An 18,072-nucleotide genomic window follows, 5' to 3' on the forward strand; every position below is an offset into this window, starting at 1 on the left:
TTGATGAATATAATACAGACAGAAGACCTTGATTTATATTATGGTTCCAATCAAGCTCTTAAAAAGATAAATCTAGGTGTGGAAAAAAATTCTGTTACAGCTTTAATAGGACCTTCAGGATGTGGAAAATCAACTTTTTTAAGAACTTTAAATAGGATGAATGATTTAATAGATTCGGTTAAAATTGAAGGGGAAGTATTTTTTGAAGGTAAAAATATATACAGAGATTATGACGTTATAGATTTAAGGAAAAGAGTTGGAATGGTATTTCAAAGTCCTAACCCATTTCCCATGTCTATATATGATAATGTAGCCTATGGGCCAAGAATACATGGTATGAAGAAAAAAAGCATATTAGACGAATTAGTAGAGAATAGCTTAAGAGATGCAGCCATTTGGGATGAGGTGAAAGATAGATTAGACAGAAATGCACTTGGCCTATCTGGAGGACAACAGCAAAGGTTGTGCATAGCAAGAACTCTTGCTGTACAGCCAGATGTACTTTTAATGGATGAACCTACTTCAGCACTGGATCCCATATCTACATTGAGAATAGAAGAACTTATGGATGTGTTAAAGAAGAAATATACCATAATAATAGTGACTCATAATATGCAGCAGGCAGGGAGAATATCCGATTATACTGCCTTTTTCTTAAATGGGGAAATTATTGAAGCCGAAAAAACAGAAGATATTTTTTATAAACCTAAAGATAAGAGAACAGAGGATTATATCACAGGAAGATTTGGCTAATTTTACTGAAAATACTTTTTAAATATTGTAATATATGTCATAATGTAATTAATAATTGAAAAGAGGTGGTTATTATGACCAGAAAGGCATTTGACTATGCATTGGAAGAAATGCATAATGATGTATTGAGAATGGGGAGTATGGTAGAAAAACAAATTCATCAGTGTATAGAGGCACTAGTTAAACAGGACGAGAATTTGGCAAAAGAGACCATAAAAAATGATGATTTAGTAGATGGTCTATATAGAGAGATAGAAGATAAATGTATAAAACTCACTGCAAAAGAACAGCCTCTGGCCATAGATCTAAGGACAATATTTACAACAGCTAGAATAATAACAGATCTTGAAAGGATGGCAGATCATGCCGTAGATATAGCCAAAATAACTATAAAGCTTAAAGGTGAAAAGTATGTAAAAAAGCTGATAGACATAGGTAAAATGTCTAAAATAGTTAATGATATGATAAAAAAGGCCCTGGATGCCTATGTAGATAGAGATGTTGATGAAACCTATGCTGCTTGTAAAATGGATGATGAAATAGATAGATTGTATAAGCATGTGTTTAAGGAATTAATAGAGATTATGAGTGAAGATCATGATAAAATAAACCAAGCTACTCAGCTTTTGTTCGTTTGTAAATATTTAGAGAGAATAGCGGATCATGTAACTAACATATGCGAGGGAACCATATATTTAGTTACAGGAGAGCAAAAAGATTTAAATGAATAGTTTATGTAGAGGTTAGGCTTTAAACTGAAGAGGGTTTAAAGTCTTTTTTTTATTTAATTTTTATTAAATTTATGGTATACTTTATAAGGTCGAAAATGTATACTTTCAATGCCAGGAGGGATATAATGTTTACTTTTACTCCAAAAGAGGACAAGTTTTATGAGTTCTTTGTGCAAACTGCAAATATTGCTTATAAAGCTTCAAAAATGTTATTAGATTTTTTGGACGATCTTGAAAATTCAGAAAAAAATTTAAAAAAATTAAAAGAGGTGGAACACCAAGGAGATAAAAAACAACATGAACTATTAGAACAGCTAAACAGCACATTTATTACTCCATTTGATAGAGAGGATATATATGTTATAGCAAAGGATACAGATGATATTATTGACCTTATAGAATCTACAGCTAGTAGATTTGTAATGTTCAATGTAAATGAATGTACTGATGAAGCCCGTAGTTTAAGTAAAATGATAGTTGATTGCTGCAAGGAACTGATTTCTATAATGGAAGAGTTAAAAAATATGAAAACAAGCAAACATCTAGCTAAGAGGATAATAGAAGTAAATAGAATAGAAGAACAAGGAGATATTCTTTCAAGAAAAGCTATTGGAGATATATTTAGGAAAGATATGAAAGTTATAGATGTTATAAAATGGAGAGAAATATATCAATATTTAGAAGATACACTGGATGCTTGTGAAGATTTAGCTAATGTTATCGAAGGGGTAGTAATGAAAAATGCTTAGCGGTACTTTAATTTTAACGGTAGTAATAGTAATAATTGCATTGGTATTTGATATAATAAATGGTTTCCATGATAGTGCGAATGCTATAGCTTGTTGTGTATCTACCAGGGTTCTGACACTTAAAGATGCGGTAGTAATGTCAGCTTTTTTTAATTTTATAGGAGCATTTATGAGTGTAAAGGTAGCACAAACAGTGGGAAAAGGTATAGTAAATCCCAATGATATTACTCAGAATGTAATTATAGCAGCACTTTTAGGGGCTATAATATGGAATTTAATAACCTGGTATTTTGGAATACCAAGCAGTTCTTCTCATGCATTAATAGGAGGGTTAGTCGGTTCTGCTATTGTATATAAAAGTTCTTTTCTCATAATCAATTGGGGAAGTCTTTTTTTTGAAGTTATACTTTGGCTTATACTATCACCTATAATGGGATTTATAATAGGATTTGTATTTATGACTATTATGAATATGATTTTAAAAAATACAAGACCCAGTACAGTAACCAAGATTTTTTCAAAAGCCCAGATATTTTCTGCTATGCTGATAGCTTTTAATCATGGAGGAAATGATGCGCAAAAGACCATGGGAATTATAACTATGACCCTGGTAAGTACAGGTTTTCTTCAGGTATTTGCTGTTCCGTTGTGGGTAAAAGTTTGCTGTGCACTGGCTATGGCTTTAGGTACAGGCCTTGGCGGAAAAAAGATAATAAAAACTATGGGATGTAAAATGGCTAAAATGGCACCTGTAAATGGCTTTTCAGCAGAAATGGGAGCCTCAGCAGTAATATTTACCGCCACTATGTTTAATGCACCAGTTAGTACAACTCATATAATAACTACAGCTATAATGGGAGTCGGTGCATCTAAGAGATTTTCGGCGGTAAGATGGGCTGTGGTAAAAGATATAGTTTTTGCATGGATAGTTACCATACCTGGCTGTGCACTTATTTCAGGGGTTTTAGTATTTTTAGTAGAATTAATTTAATTTTTAAAAATCTCTTCTATAAAATAATTTTTAGAGAGATTTTTTATTTTTTGGTGTATATGCCCAAAAACTTTAATAATTGACTAAATGGGTATATTAGAGTATATTCTAAGTGTGCAATCTGAACCTTATTAACAGTATTCTTAGTGTCTTTAGCACTTAGAATACGTTATCCTTTAGGGGAAGGACTTATCCGGGAATATAGCAATGCTTATCTCCCTTTGAAGAAGATGGGGGTATTAACTACTTTTAGCTTTTGAATAAAAATTTTAACTGGGAGTTGTATGCATGAAAAATAAAATTAAGGCAATTAAACCTGGAAGTATTGCCGAAGAAATGGAAATGGAAGTGGGAGATTATCTTATATCCATTAATAATACAAAAGTCAAAGATATTATAGATTATAAATTTCTTATAAGTGATGATTATGTAGAAGTGGAAATTCAAAAGAAAAGCGGAGAAATATGGACTTTAGAGATAGAAAAAGAATATGATGAAGATTTAGGGGTGGAATTTGAAGATGCAATTTTGGATAAACCTAAAAGTTGCCATAATAAGTGTATCTTTTGTTTTATAGATCAGATGCCAAAGGGAATGAGAAAAACTCTTTATTTTAAGGATGATGATTCAAGACTGGCATTCTTACAGGGCAATTTTGTTACTTTAACAAATATGCGCAAAGAGGATATAGATAGGATAATTAAATATAAAATAAGTCCTATAAATGTATCGGTACATACTACCAATCCCAAGTTAAGAGTAAAAATGATAAATAACAGATTTGCAGGAAATATCTATAAAGTACTGAAAAAGCTTACAAAAAATCATATAAAAATAAATTGTCAGATAGTATTGTGCCCTGGTATAAATGACGGCAGGGAACTTAAAAGAACTATAGAAGATCTTTATAAATTATATCCAGAAGTGGAAAATGTGGCAGTGGTACCTGTAGGAATTACAAAATATAGACAGGGACTTTTTAATTTAAAACAATATAATGAAAATTCTGCCAGAGAGCAGCTGGAAATTGCAGAAGAACTTCAGAAAAAATACATAAAAGAAATAGGAGTTCCCTTTGTAAGATTTTCAGATGAATTTTACATTATTTCAAATAAAGAAATCCCCTCCGCCAAATTTTATGAGAATTATAAGCAGTTGGAAGATGGAGTGGGAATGGTAAGGATTTTTAGAGACAATATAAAAAATGGACTCAAGGATTTAAATTTAAAGGCAAAGGGCTCATTTACCCTTATAACGGGGGATTTAGCATATGAGGAAATAAAAAATGCAGCTAAAAAAATAATGAAAACAAATCCTCATATAATAATCCATGTAAAAAAGATAATAAACAATTTCTTTGGTAACACTATAACTATAGCAGGACTTGTTACTTCAAAGGATATATTAGAACAATTAAAATGTGAAATTTTAGGCAATTATTTGATTATACCAGAATGTATGCTGCGAAAAGGATATGAACTTTCAGAGTCAAATAAAAGAGTATTTTTAGATGATGTAACTCTGGAAGAATTAGAAAATTCTTTAAATAGAAAAATACTGGTATGTGATTATACAGGAAAAGATTTAATACAGATCATAAATGAAAACAGTGAGGTGGAATGACTAATGGGAAAACCAATAGTGGCTATAGTAGGAAGGCCTAATGTAGGAAAGTCTACATTATTTAATAAGCTTGCAGGAAAAAGAATATCCATAGTAGAGGATACTCCGGGAGTTACCAGAGATAGGGTGTATGCTCAGGCGGAGTGGCTGAATTATAATTTTACCATAATTGATACGGGGGGAATCGAGCCTGAAAATAATGACGTAATAATTTCTAAAATGCGAAGGCAGGCACAGGTGGCTATAGAAACTGCAAATGTAATAATATTTATAGTAGATGGAAGAGAAGGGCTCACCGCAGCCGATAAAGAAGTGGCTCAAATGCTCAGAAAGAGTAAGAAGCCTATAGTGCTTGTGGTAAATAAAATAGATAATATGAAGCAGGAAAATTATATATACGAATTTTATAACTTGGGAATAGGAGAGCCCATATCCATTTCTGCATCTCAGGGATTAGGACTTGGAGATATGCTGGATAAGCTGGTGGAAAATTTTAAAAATGAAGGTAATGAAGATGAAGACAGCGAATATATAAAAATAGCATTTATAGGAAAACCTAATGTAGGAAAGTCTTCTCTTATAAATAAACTTTTAGGAGAAGAAAGGGTAATAGTGAGTGATATTCCAGGTACTACGAGAGATGCTATAGACAGTTATTTAGAAACAGATGAAGGAAAATTTTTATTAATAGATACTGCAGGAGTTAGAAGAAAAAGTAAGGTTAAAGAAGAAATAGAGAAATACAGTGTTATAAGGACATATACTGCGGTTGAGAGGGCAGATGTGTGCATATTGATGTTGGATGCCACCCATGATATAAGTGAACAGGATGAAAAAATAATAGGATATGCCCATGAATTAAATAAAGCTATAATGGTTGTAATTAATAAATGGGATTTGGTAGATAAAGATACAAAAACTGTAAATAAATACAAGACCAGCATAGGAAGTAGTCTCTCATTTATGTCATATGCACCTTATTTGTTTATTTCTGCTAAAACAGGTCAACGGGTAAATAGAATTTTTAAGATGGTAAGGGAATGCTATGATAATTATTGCAAACAGATAAAAACGGGAATTTTAAATGACATAATAGGTAAAATAGTAATGATGAAAGAGCCTCCTGTGGTAGGTAATAAAAGATTGAAGATCTACTATGTTACACAAATAGGTACAAAGCCGCCTACTTTTGTGTTTTTTGTAAATGATTCTAAGTGTATCCATTTTTCCTACAGAAGGTATATTGAAAATCAATTGAGGGACAGCTTTGATTTTACCGGAACCGGTATAAAATTAGAATTTAGGGAAAGGAAGGAATAACTTATGTGTTTATCTGTATCTTTTTTGGGTGGGGGAAGTTTTGGAACTGCCCTTTCAGTGATGCTTGGAAAAAAAGGCATAAAGGTAAATTTGTGGGATAGAAAATTGCACATAGTAGAAGATATAAATGTAAAAAGAGAAAATATACAGTATCTTCACGGCGTAGTAATTCCAGAAGGAGTGAAGGCTTCTAGTAATGCAGAAGAAGTTATAAAAGCGGGAAATGTTCTAGTTTTGTCAGTACCTTCTCAGGCTGTTAGGGAAGTTTGTAAAAATTTTAAAAAATTCATAAGAAAAGATCAAATAATTGTAAATATAGCAAAGGGAATAGAAGAGGAAAGTACAAAGAGACTTTCACAGGTCATTGAGGAAGAACTGCATGACAATAAAGTAGTAGTACTTTCAGGACCAAGTCATGCAGAAGAAGTGGCAAAGGATATACCAACTACAGTAGTGACATCTTCAAAATATATGGAATATGCAGAAAAAATTCAAGATTTATTTATGACAAAAAAATTTAGAGTTTATACAAATGAGGATATTGTGGGTGTAGAAATTGGGGGGGCAGTTAAAAATATAATTGCCCTGGCTGCCGGGATTTCTGATGGAATAGGATATGGAGACAACTCTAAAGCTGCACTTATGACAAGGGGTATTGCGGAAATAATGAGAGTTGGAGAAAAATTGGGGGGAAAAAGGGAAACCTTCACAGGGCTCACAGGTATAGGAGATCTTATAGTTACCTGTACGAGTATGCACAGTAGAAATAGAAGAGCAGGTATACTTATAGGGCAGGGAATGCCTGTAAAAGAAGCAGTGGAACAAATAGGCATGGTGGTAGAGGGTATAAAGGCATGTAATGCTTTTTATGGATTAAAAGAAAAATTACAAGTACAGATGCCTATAACAGATGCCCTTTATAAAATATTATTTCAGGAAAAAGATCCTAAATATATTGTATATGAATTAATGAGTAGAGATAAAAAAAGTGAAATATATTAATGTATAATCTCCTTAAATTATTTGCAATCACATAAATTTCACATAGATTTTTGATATTTACACAACAAACAAAGGTTATAATTTTTGCATAGTATAATCTTACATTGTGAATGTAGGTAAAAAGGGAGTGAATTTAATGAATAAAATAAAATTAGCAAATAAAATAAAATTTATAAAAGAAAATGTGGCACTAATATTAATTGTAGTACTCTCTTCTATATTAAATTTTGTGAATTTGAGTATAGAAGGTTATGGGAATTCTTATTATGCTGCAGCTGTAAAAAGTATGACTATGAGTTTTAAAAATTTCTTCTTTGTATCTTTTGATCCGGCAGGGTTTGTATCTATTGATAAACCACCTCTGGGTTTTTGGATTCAGGCTATATTTGCTAAAATATTTGGATTTAGCGGTGCTAGTATAATTTTGCCTCAGGCTCTGGCAGGAGTAATTTCCGTTATATTAATTTATTTTATTGTGAAGAGAGCCTTTGGCAGCATGGCAGGACTCATTTCTGCATTATGTCTTGCAGTAACCCCAGTATTTGTAGCTGCAAGCAGAAACAATACAATAGATAATGTGCTTGTGATGGTTTTATTATTTGCATGCCTTGCACTTTCCATAGCGGCGGAAAAGGAAAAATTTAAATACCTCATAATAAGTATGGCACTTGTAGGAGTAGGATTTAATGTAAAGATGCTTCAGGCCTATATGGTAGTTCCTGCATTATATATAACATACCTTCTTGCTACAAATGTTTCGGTTAAAAAGAGAATAATCCATCTTGTAGTAAGTACCTTTGTACTTGTGGCAGTATCATTGTCATGGGCATTAGTTGTGGACTCCATATCTGCTGCAAATAGACCTTATGTGGACAGCAGTACTAATAATACGGTTATGGAACTTATAGTAGGTCATAATGGAACGGAGAGATTATCCCTTAGTTCATCTAGTAAAGGTATGGGGGGAGGTGCACCAGGAGGAAAGGGACAAACTCCTCCGCAGTTTAAAGAAAACTCAAAAGCTGATGAAGGTAGATCATCGTATTCAAAAACATCCGATTATAATTCTACAGAGTTTTCAGGGCAATTCCCAGGGAATCCAGATGGTAATAGCAGCGGAAGTCCACCTAACTCTAATAATGGCAAAAATATGGAAGGTGGTGCAGGAGGACAAGGCCCTGGAGGTGGAAATACTCAAGGAGGAGTACAGTCCAGCACCTTTGGAGGTCAGGCTGCTCAGGGAATTATAAGACTATTTTCAAAAAATACACTTTCAGATCAGATATGCTGGTTTATACCTCTTGCCATATTTGGATTCATAGCTTCAGCCATTAAAGAAAAGTTGAGATTGAGATTAGATAATAATAGAAAACAAGGGTTAGCTTTATGGTTTATGTGGTTTTTACCTGTCTTTATATATTTCAGCTTCAATACAGGTACATTCCATTCCTATTATTTGACTATGCTTGCACCGCCAGTTGCGGCACTTGCAGGAATAGGAATTACTTCAATGTGGGAATTTTACAAAGAGAGAGGGTGGAAGAGCTGGCTTTTACCTGGGGCGTTATTAGTTAATGGAGGTATTCAATTATTGGTAGCCAGTTACTTTAACAGCTATTCAGGTATTGTTAAGGTATTGATGATATTAATAGCAGTTTTATGTATAATACCTTCAATAATATTGGGTGCACTAAATATTTTAAAAGGCAGAAAAACATATGAACAAAATAAAATACTCAGAATGAAAAAAATTCTGGTAGGAGTATCAATTATAGGACTTTTGATAACACCGCTTACAGGATCTTCACAGGTACTATTTAATAAGCTCAATGGTTCTTTTCCAGCAGCAGGATTGGAACTTCTATCTTCAAACCAACAATCAGGTCCTGGTCAGCAGGGAAACTCAGGCGGCAGTCCACAGGATAATATGAATAATAGCAATTCAAAACTTATAGAATTTTTGCTTGAAAATAAGACAAATGAAAAATATCTGCTTGTGGTTTCATCCTCTAATGAGGCTTCCGATATAATACTAAATACAGGAGAAGCTGTAATGTCTCTCGGAGGATTTATGGGAAACAATAAGGCAATTACCCTGAATGAGTTTAAAGAATTAGTAAAAAATGGAGAAGTTAGATATGTAATGGTAGGAGGTTCAGGCGGAGGCAATTCCAGTAGTGAAATTATGAACTGGGTTAAAGAGAATGGAAAAGTGGTTTCTTCAAGTGAATACAGTAATTCAAGTGAATCTACTACTGAGTCATCAAATAGTACACAAAATGACACAAGTTCAAAAAATCAACAGGGAATGGGAGGCAGAGATTCTCAAAAACAACTATATGATTTAAAAGAGTATAGAGATAGCTTGTAGGGAAAAGAATTTAAATCAAGTGATTCAGAGGTTCAAGGGAATGGGATTATGTATAATAATTTTCCCCTTGAATCTTTTTGTGTATTTTGTATTATTTGTTTAAAATACCCATACTTCATGGACAGCTTTTTAAAGATATGATAAAATAGGGACGTTAAAGTATTTCACTAGCTAATTTAAGTTGAGGTGGTAATATTGGCTAAAAGAATATATTTGGTAGAAGATGAACGAAATTTAAATGTTTTGCTTGAAAAGTATCTCAGAAATGAAGGGTATGATGTTACTACTTTTTTTGATGGCAGCTGTGCAAAGAAAAGAATAAAGGATATGCCGGATCTTTGGATACTGGATATAATGCTTCCAGATATAGATGGGTATGAACTAATTAAATATATAAAACAAAATAATAAAAATACTCCTGTTATATTTATGTCTGCCAGAAATGAAGAATTAGATAGGGTAGTGGGACTGGAGCTTGGTAGTGATGATTATTTATCCAAACCATTTTTGCCCAGGGAATTGGTTATAAGGACTAATAAGCTTATGGAAAGAATATATGGAAATGAACATAATACTAAAAATACAGATATAAATATTGGAGAATATTTAATTAGTAAAAATCAAAGGATGGTTTTTTTTAAGGGAGAAGAATTGCAGCTTACCAACAAGGAATTTGAATTGTTGAGTTATCTTACAGAAAACAAGAATAATTTAATATCAAGGGAACAAATTTTAATGAATGTATGGGGAAATGATTACTTTGGTTCAGACAGAGTAGTGGATGATACCATAAGAAGGCTGAGAAAAAAAGCAGATAAGTTAACCATAGAAACAGTATATGGCTATGGATATAAATTGGTTGTGAGAGTATGAAGAAACCTAAAATAAAGTCCTTAATGTTGAGAATATGGATGACATTTACAATTATGATTCTTATAATAATATGTTGTATTTCATTTTTATATATGTTTGTATTTAGGGCTTTTGATGAAAAAGCTAAAATTGAAGATTTAAAGGTAGCCCACAATATGTTATTAAAAAATGATAATTTTAATGAGCCCTTAAGATTTGATAAGCTGAGAAATTTGAGAGAAATACAAAATTTGGTTGTTACTATAGATAATAATGAAACCAAGGTAATGGATATAAATCAGCCTCCTAATCAACCTAGACCGGAGCAGAGTGATGAAAGAAATTGGATGATTAGCTTTACTAAATATGCAGAAAGCGGCCAAAAACAGTTTAAAGAATACTATGATAACAAGAAATTCTTTTTTATTATAAGTTCAATAAAAAATCAGCAGTCTGGAAAATCTTATCTTATTACCTATATGCCCTATTTTGCAGACAATAGTATATTATATAATGTGATTATTATAGGAATTATATTTATTATTATAGCCTTTTTTACTTCAAAACTTGTAGCTTCTTATATTTCAAGGCCACTTAAAGAACTAGAAAATTATACCAGAAGAATATCTAATAAACAATGGGGAGAACCCATTAAAGTTAAAAGTAATGATGAAATCGGGAGCTTGGCAGATTCTATGAATGTTATGCAAAAAAAATTAAAATATGCAGATGAGAATGAAAAGCTATTTCTCCAAAGCATATCCCATGATTTAAAAACACCGGTTATGGTTATTATGGGGCATGCCGAGGCGATTATAGATGGAATATATATAGATTCCGTGGAAAAAACTGCAGAGATAATAAGAGATGAAGCTTTAAACTTAGAAAAAAGAATTAAAGAAATACTATATTTTAATACTTTAGAATATATGTTGGAGAATAATGTGGAAAACGAAAGTGTTGATTTGGGGCAGGTTGTAAATAATATGATAGATAGATTTAATGTGCTTAAAAATGATATCCACTGGGAATTAGATATTCATAAAAGTCTGGTTTGGGGCGATATGGAAAAGATACAAGTTTCTATAGAAAATATATTAGACAATGCACTAAGGTATGCTAAAACTACCATAAAGATAAGTTTGAAGAATAAAAATGGCTTTTCCACACTTGAAATTTATAATGATGGAAATAGTATTAAGAATGAAGATATGGAGCGTATATTTGACAACATGTACAAAGATAAAACAGGTAATTTTGGAATGGGGCTTGCTATTTCAAAAAAAATAATAGATTTTTATGGTGGAGATATAAAAGCTGTAAATAGAGAAAAGGGCGTAAGTTTTATAATTAAGTACCCTATTAAAGGCAATCATTAATTAAATATGGTTGCTTTTTATGATCACATAAAATTCACACAACTATTACATATTGTAACTATAATTTTTATCTATAATCTTTATAAAGATGAAGTTAAGTGAGGTGTAAAGATGTTTAAAGATAAAGTTATCTATAGTGTTGTGGTACCTTTATATAATGAAGAGCTTGTAATATTTGAAAGTTATAAAAGACTTAAAGAAGTTATGGATTCTACAGGAGAAGAGTATGAAATCGTATTTGTAAATGATGGTAGTAAAGACGGTACAAAAACTAAAGTACAATTGATTTGTAAAAAGGATTTTAGAATAAAATTAGTTAATTTTTCAAGGAATTTTGGCCATCAGGCTGCAATAACCGCAGGAATGAATATAGCTATGGGAGAGGCTATTGTTGTAATTGATGCAGATCTGCAGGATCCACCGGAAGTTATTTTGAAGATGATAGAAAAATGGAAAGAGGGTTATGAAGTAGTTTATGGCAAGAGAGTTAAAAGAGAAGGGGAGACTTTCTTTAAAAAATTTACAGCCTCCATATATTATAAATTATTAAAATCTATGACTAGTGTGGATATACCTACGGATGTGGGAGATTTTAGACTTATTGATAGAAAAGTATGTGATGCATTGTCCTCGCTGCCAGAGAAAAATAGATATGTAAGGGGGCTGGTTAGCTGGGTAGGATTTAAACAGACCTATGTAGAGTTTATCAGGCAGAAAAGACTTGCAGGAGAAACAAAATACCCGTTAAGTAAAATGGTGAAGCTAGCTTTAGATGGCATAACTTCGCTATCTTACAGACCATTGTCTCTTATAAATTATGTGGGGGTTTTTCTATTAATAGCAAGCCTGCTTTCAGCAATCATTATAATTATTAAAAATATAGCTAATAGAGTTGATATTTTAAGTATGGGATTGGTACTCTCCATTAATTCATTTATGATAAGTCTACTCTTTATAAGTATGGGGATAATGGGACAGTACATTGGAAGAATATTTGATGAGGTAAAAGATAGACCAATATATATAGTGGATAATATTGTAAATTATGAAAAAATAGATTCGAATAATTTAAATATGAAAAGCTAGGGAGCTTGTTTTTCTCTAGCCTTTTATTTCAATTATCGATGCTTTCATAAAAGATCTAGTAATAAAATGTTACATATAAAAATATATATATACTGTTAATATTAGATTATTGGAGGGCATATTTTGGAAAATTTTGATATATACAAAGATATTGCTGAGAGAACTCAGGGGGATATATATGTAGGAGTAGTAGGGCCTGTTAGAACAGGAAAATCAACTTTTATAAAAAGATTCATGGAGATTATGGTATTGCCAAACATAAATAATGCCTATAAAAAGCAGCGGGCTAAAGATGAATTACCTCAAAGTTCTTCGGGAAAGTCTATCCATACTACAGAACCTAAATTTGTACCTAATGAAGCTATAGAGATAAATTTAGAGGGAGGTGCCAAATTTAAAATAAGAATGGTAGACTGTGTAGGATATATAGTTAAAAGTGCATCAGGATACATGGAAGGAGAAGAAGCGAAGATGGTGACTACTCCTTGGTATGATTATGAGATACCTTTTGAGGAAGCGGCGGAAATTGGGACAAAAAAGGTAATAAACGAGCATTCTACCATAGGACTTTTAATTACTACAGATGGCTCTATAACGGATATAAATAGGGAAGATTATGTGGAAGCAGAGGAAAGAGTAGTAAATGAATTGAAGTCCATAAATAAACCTTTTATAACGGTTCTAAATTCACAGCATCCTTATGACCCTGATACTGTAGCTTTAAAGAAAGAATTAGAAAACAAATATGATGTACCTGTGCAGACCATGGATGTATTAAATATGAAAGAAGAAGATGTAACAAGTGTATTCCAGAGAGTACTTAAAGAGTTCCCAGTTAAAGAAATAAATATTGATATGCCAGAATGGATAGAAAAAATGGATACTGTACATTGGCTAAAGGTAAACTTCATAAATTTGGTAAAAGAAATGTGCGATACTATATACAAAGTTAGAGATATAGATAGGTCACTTCAAGGAGTTCGTGACATAGAATTTATAGATGAACCTATAATAAAGGAAATTAATATGGGAGAAGGAACTGCAAGGATTAATTTAAAGCCTAAAAAAAGTCTTTATTATAGAGTACTTAGCGAAGTTTGTGAAGAAGAAATTCAAGGAGAAAGTGATTTAATTAGTATAGTTGAAAAGATGCATGAAGCTAAGGTTGAATATGATAAAATATCAGGAGCCTTGAAGGAAGTTAAAGAAACAGGATATGGTCTTGTGGCACCACAACTTTCTGAAATGAAGCTGGAAGAACCTGAAATAGTGAAGCAAGGAAATAGATTCGGAGTAAAATTAAAAGCCAGTGCCCCTTCCCTTCATTTTATAAGAGCAGATATTCAAACAGAGGTTTCTCCTATTATGGGTACAGAAAGGGAAAGCGAGGAGATGGTAAAGTCTCTGCTGGAGCAATTTGAAAGTGATCCTTCTAAAATATGGCAGAGTAATATGTTTGGAAAGTCCTTGGAAATTTTAGTAAAGGAAGGACTTCAAAATAAATTATATAAAATGCCGGAAGATATTCAAGTAAAAATACAAAAAACTCTCCAAAAAATTATAAATGAGGGTAATGGCGGCTTAATATGTATTATACTATAATTTTTTTAAAGTATTTACGATAACATATTCAAAAAATCAGTAGTTATATGTGTTCAATTGGGAACTTTAGATAGGTTTAAATTTAATTATCTGAAGTTCTAAATTTTTGATTTAAATGATATTTGTGTTCTAGCAGTCATCATGGAAAATAGAAATAAATTTTTAATTTATTCTTTTATTATGGGCATTTTATGTTATAATCGTTTTAAAGTTATAATTTATCTCATCTATACAGGAATTTAGAGGTTTTTAAATCTTCCACTATGAATTACCTTGAAATTATTATTAGTATTTATGTATAATTAATATGGATTCATAAGGTTATATATGTGGAAGGATGAAATTATAATGATTAGAAGTATGACTGGATTTGGAAGAGGTACTTTAGAAGATGAGAATCAAAGTTTTATAGTGGAAATGAAAAGTGTAAATCACAGATACTGTGATTTGAATGTTAAAATGCCTAAAAGTCTTATGCTTTTAGAAGATAAAATGAGAAAAGTCATATTACAAAGAATAAATAGGGGTAAGGTGGATATAATTGTAACTCAAAGGAGTTCCAGTAATTATGGTACAAAAGCCATATTGGATGAGGGTTTAGCGGACAGCTATGTGGAATGTTTTAATAGAATCAAGGAAAAATATGACATAAAAGAAAATATACCCCTAAGTCTTGTGGCTAAATTTCCAGAGGTGATAACATTAAAAAAGGAAGAAGAGGATGTGGAACATATCTGGAAGTATTTATCACAGGCTCTAAATGATGCACTTTCCATGCTTGTAGATATGAGAGAAAAAGAGGGAGAAAAGCTTGAAAAAGATTTATCTGAAAAATGTAATTACATTTTAAGTTTATTAATTGAAGTAGGAAATAATTCTCAAGAAGTGGTAAAAGATTATAGGAATAAACTTTCCCAAAGGCTAAGGAATTTATTAGAAGAATATCCGGTGGATGAAAGTAGAATTGAAATGGAAGTGGCCTTATTTGCAGATAAGTCTAGTATCGATGAAGAAATTGTAAGATTAAATAGTCATATAGTTCAATTTCAGAAGACTTTAACTGCAGATGAACCTGTAGGAAGGAAACTTGATTTTATATTACAGGAAATGAATAGGGAAGCAAATACTATTGCTTCAAAATCTACGAATTTAAATATAACTAAAAGCATATTAGAAATAAAAAACGAAATAGAAAAAATAAGAGAACAAATACAAAATGTGGAATGAACTAGGAGGAAATATATGGGTATAAAGTTAATAAATATAGGCTTTGGGAATATTGTCTCAGCTAATAGATTGATAGCTATAGTTAGTCCAGAATCTGCGCCTATAAAGAGAATAATTCAAGAGGCGCGAGATAGGGGCATGCTTATAGATGCTACTTATGGCAGAAGAACAAGAGCTGTTATAATAACAGATAGTGATCATGTAATACTATCAGCAGTTCAGCCTGAAACGGTAGCACATAGATTGTCCACTAAAGGTGAAGAAGATGAAATTAGTGAGGTTGAAGCACAATGAAAAAGGGGCTTTTAATTGTTATATCAGGGCCTTCTGGAACTGGCAAGGGGACAATATGCAAAGAATTAATCAGCAAAAATAATTTTTGGATGTCCATTTCAGCCACTACCAGATCCCCAAGAAAAGGGGAGGTGGATGGGATAAACTATTATTTTTTTACTGAAGAAATTTTTAAAGCCAAAGTGGAGAATAAAGATTTTTTAGAATATGCAAAAGTATATGGAAATTATTATGGAACTCCTAAATCTGAGGTTTTAAAGGCTATAGATGAAGGAAAAGATGTGGTGCTTGAAATAGATATTCAGGGGGCCTTAAAAGTAAAGGAAGCTTATCCTAAAGGAGTATTTATATTTATACTTCCACCTTCAATGGAAGAACTTAAAAATAGGATTATAAAAAGAGGCAGTGAAACGCCGGAGTCTCTTATGACCAGATTTAAATCAGCGTATAAGGAAATCAATTATGTATCAAAATACAATTATGCGGTTATAAACGATACTATTGAATGTGCAGTAAGAAATATAGAAAGCATAATTGCTGCTGAAAAGTGCAGAGTAGATAGAATTAAAGATGAAATATTAAGTTCCAAGGAGGGAGTTACTTATGAACAACTCGATGATAAATCCATCTATTGTGGATTTATTGAAAAAAGTGGAGAATAGATATACTCTAGTTACCATGACTGCTAAAAGGGCAAGACAATTAATTGAAGGTTCTGAAGCTCTAGTAGATATAGATTCAACTAAACCTGTAACCATAGCTATTAAAGAAATAAGTGATAGGGCAATTACTTATGAAACTGTAAAAGAAGGTATTAAATGATGAAAGGCGAGAAAAAAAACATAGTTATAGGTGTAACAGGTGGGATTGCAGTATATAAATCTCTGGATGTTATTAGCAAATTGAAGAAAAAGGATTTTCAGATAAAGGTAATAATGACAAAAGCTGCTGCAGAGTTTGTAACTCCCTTGAGTTTTCAAACTTTGAGTCAAAATATAGTAAATATTGATATGTTTTGTGAACCTGAAGCTTGGGATATTCAGCATATCTCTCTTGCTAAAGAAGCGGATTTGATGGCAATAATTCCAGCTACTGCAAATATAATAGGCAAAGTTTCAAATGGTATAGCAGATGATCTTTTGACTACAACTATTATGGCTACCAAAGCTCCTGTAGTTTTTGCTCCTGCAATGAATACCAATATGTATAATAATCCTATTGTACAGGACAATATAAACAGGCTTAGGAAATTAGGCTATGAATTTATAGAACCATCCACAGGAAAGCTTGCTTGCGGTGATGTGGGCACAGGCAAACTTGAAAATACAGATTCTATAGTACAAGTAATTGAAAGTATGCTCTATGATATAAAAGATCTAAAGGGAAAAAAGGTTGTGGTAACTGCAGGACCTACAAGAGAAGACCTAGATCCTGTAAGATATATAACTAATAAATCCTCTGGAAAAATGGGATATGCTGTAGCAGAGGAAGCCAGAGATAGAGGGGCAGAGGTAACTCTTATTTCAGGACCTACAAATATAAAAGTTCCTTTTGGAGTTAACTTTATAGGTGTAAGTACGAATGAAGAAATGTTAGATGCAGTGCTTAAGGATTTTGATAAACAGGATATAATAATAAAAGCTGCTGCGGTGTGTGATTATAAACCTAAAAGTTACTCGGATAAAAAGATAAAAAAGAATGAAAATGAATTTTTACTACCTTTAATTAAGGATATAGATATATTAAAAAGATTAGGCCAATTGAAAGATAAACAGATTTTGGTTGGATTTGCAGCTGAAAGCAATGATTTAATTGAAAATGCGGAGAAAAAATTAAAAGCTAAAAATTTAGATTATATAGTTGCCAATGACATAACAGGTTCTGATATTGGATTTTCTTCAGATGATAATAAAGTAACTATATTATTTAATAATGGAGATAAAGTCAGTTTAGATAAGATGAATAAAAGGCAAGTTGCCAGAAGAATATTTGATATAATAATGTCTAGATAATTTAATTTTTTAGGTATTTTAAAATATAAAGTTTATTGTTTGAGAGGGATTGGCATTTAACATACCTCTCTTATTTGATG

Annotated in this window: 17 protein-coding genes; all 17 read left to right on the forward strand. The window is 31.9% G+C overall.

Annotated elements, in window-relative coordinates:
- The first annotated feature begins 3 nt into the window (after positions 1–3).
- Positions 4–753: a phosphate ABC transporter ATP-binding protein PstB gene (gene pstB / locus CKL_RS06655; RefSeq protein WP_012101740.1), complete on the forward strand. Its 750-nt coding sequence runs from the start codon at positions 4–6 to the stop codon at positions 751–753.
- 74 nt (positions 754–827) lie between these two features.
- Entirely contained in the window at positions 828–1,484 is a 657-nt protein-coding gene (gene phoU, locus CKL_RS06660) for a phosphate signaling complex protein PhoU (RefSeq protein WP_012101741.1), read from the forward strand.
- A 125-nt stretch (positions 1,485–1,609) separates the two neighbouring features.
- Positions 1,610–2,233 (forward strand): DUF47 domain-containing protein, encoded by a 624-nt coding sequence (locus tag CKL_RS06665; RefSeq protein ID WP_012101742.1) that lies wholly within the window; start codon positions 1,610–1,612, stop codon positions 2,231–2,233.
- Positions 2,226–3,224 carry an inorganic phosphate transporter gene (locus CKL_RS06670; RefSeq protein WP_012101743.1) on the forward strand — a complete coding sequence of 333 codons (999 nt, stop codon included), beginning with the start codon at positions 2,226–2,228 and terminating at the stop codon, positions 3,222–3,224. Before CKL_RS06665 ends, CKL_RS06670 begins: the two co-directional genes overlap by 8 nt.
- A gap of 288 nt (positions 3,225–3,512) precedes the next feature.
- Positions 3,513–4,847: a DUF512 domain-containing protein gene (locus CKL_RS06675; RefSeq protein ID WP_012101744.1), complete on the forward strand. Its 1,335-nt coding sequence runs from the start codon at positions 3,513–3,515 to the stop codon at positions 4,845–4,847.
- Positions 4,848–4,850: 3 nt separating this feature from the next.
- Positions 4,851–6,167 (forward strand): ribosome biogenesis GTPase Der, encoded by a 1,317-nt coding sequence (der, locus tag CKL_RS06680; RefSeq protein ID WP_012101745.1) that lies wholly within the window; start codon positions 4,851–4,853, stop codon positions 6,165–6,167.
- 3 nt (positions 6,168–6,170) lie between these two features.
- Positions 6,171–7,169 (forward strand): NAD(P)H-dependent glycerol-3-phosphate dehydrogenase, encoded by a 999-nt coding sequence (locus CKL_RS06685; RefSeq protein ID WP_012101746.1) that lies wholly within the window; start codon positions 6,171–6,173, stop codon positions 7,167–7,169.
- Between the two features lie 136 nt (positions 7,170–7,305).
- Positions 7,306–9,540 carry a glycosyltransferase family 39 protein gene (locus CKL_RS06690; protein WP_012101747.1) on the forward strand — a complete coding sequence of 745 codons (2,235 nt, stop codon included), beginning with the start codon at positions 7,306–7,308 and terminating at the stop codon, positions 9,538–9,540.
- Positions 9,541–9,735: 195 nt separating this feature from the next.
- Positions 9,736–10,413, forward strand: coding sequence for a response regulator transcription factor (locus CKL_RS06695; protein WP_012101748.1), 678 nt, complete (start codon positions 9,736–9,738; stop codon positions 10,411–10,413).
- Positions 10,410–11,771, forward strand: a complete 1,362-nt coding sequence (locus CKL_RS06700; protein ID WP_012101749.1) for a HAMP domain-containing sensor histidine kinase — start codon at positions 10,410–10,412, stop codon at positions 11,769–11,771. Before CKL_RS06695 ends, CKL_RS06700 begins: the two co-directional genes overlap by 4 nt.
- 111 nt (positions 11,772–11,882) lie before the next feature.
- Entirely contained in the window at positions 11,883–12,857 is a 975-nt protein-coding gene (locus CKL_RS06705; RefSeq protein WP_012101750.1) for a glycosyltransferase family 2 protein, read from the forward strand.
- Between the two features lie 123 nt (positions 12,858–12,980).
- Positions 12,981–14,459: a stage IV sporulation protein A gene (gene spoIVA, locus CKL_RS06710; RefSeq protein WP_012101751.1), complete on the forward strand. Its 1,479-nt coding sequence runs from the start codon at positions 12,981–12,983 to the stop codon at positions 14,457–14,459.
- Positions 14,460–14,807: 348 nt separating this feature from the next.
- The gene (locus tag CKL_RS06715) at positions 14,808–15,686 is read left to right on the forward strand and encodes a YicC/YloC family endoribonuclease (protein WP_012101752.1); all 879 of its coding nucleotides are present in this window, start codon (positions 14,808–14,810) and stop codon (positions 15,684–15,686) included.
- A 15-nt stretch (positions 15,687–15,701) separates the two neighbouring features.
- Positions 15,702–15,980: an extracellular matrix/biofilm regulator RemA gene (gene remA / locus CKL_RS06720; protein ID WP_012101753.1), complete on the forward strand. Its 279-nt coding sequence runs from the start codon at positions 15,702–15,704 to the stop codon at positions 15,978–15,980.
- Positions 15,977–16,642: a guanylate kinase gene (gene gmk, locus CKL_RS06725; protein WP_012101754.1), complete on the forward strand. Its 666-nt coding sequence runs from the start codon at positions 15,977–15,979 to the stop codon at positions 16,640–16,642. The genes remA and gmk overlap by 4 nt, the downstream gene beginning before the upstream one ends.
- The gene (gene rpoZ / locus CKL_RS06730) at positions 16,584–16,802 is read left to right on the forward strand and encodes a DNA-directed RNA polymerase subunit omega (RefSeq protein ID WP_012101755.1); all 219 of its coding nucleotides are present in this window, start codon (positions 16,584–16,586) and stop codon (positions 16,800–16,802) included. Before gmk ends, rpoZ begins: the two co-directional genes overlap by 59 nt.
- Positions 16,799–17,992 (forward strand): bifunctional phosphopantothenoylcysteine decarboxylase/phosphopantothenate--cysteine ligase CoaBC, encoded by a 1,194-nt coding sequence (gene coaBC / locus CKL_RS06735; protein WP_012101756.1) that lies wholly within the window; start codon positions 16,799–16,801, stop codon positions 17,990–17,992. Before rpoZ ends, coaBC begins: the two co-directional genes overlap by 4 nt.
- Positions 17,993–18,072: the final 80 nt, after the last annotated feature.

Source organism: Clostridium kluyveri DSM 555 (genome assembly GCF_000016505.1).
Taxonomy (GTDB): Bacteria; Bacillota; Clostridia; order Clostridiales; family Clostridiaceae; genus Clostridium_B; species Clostridium_B kluyveri.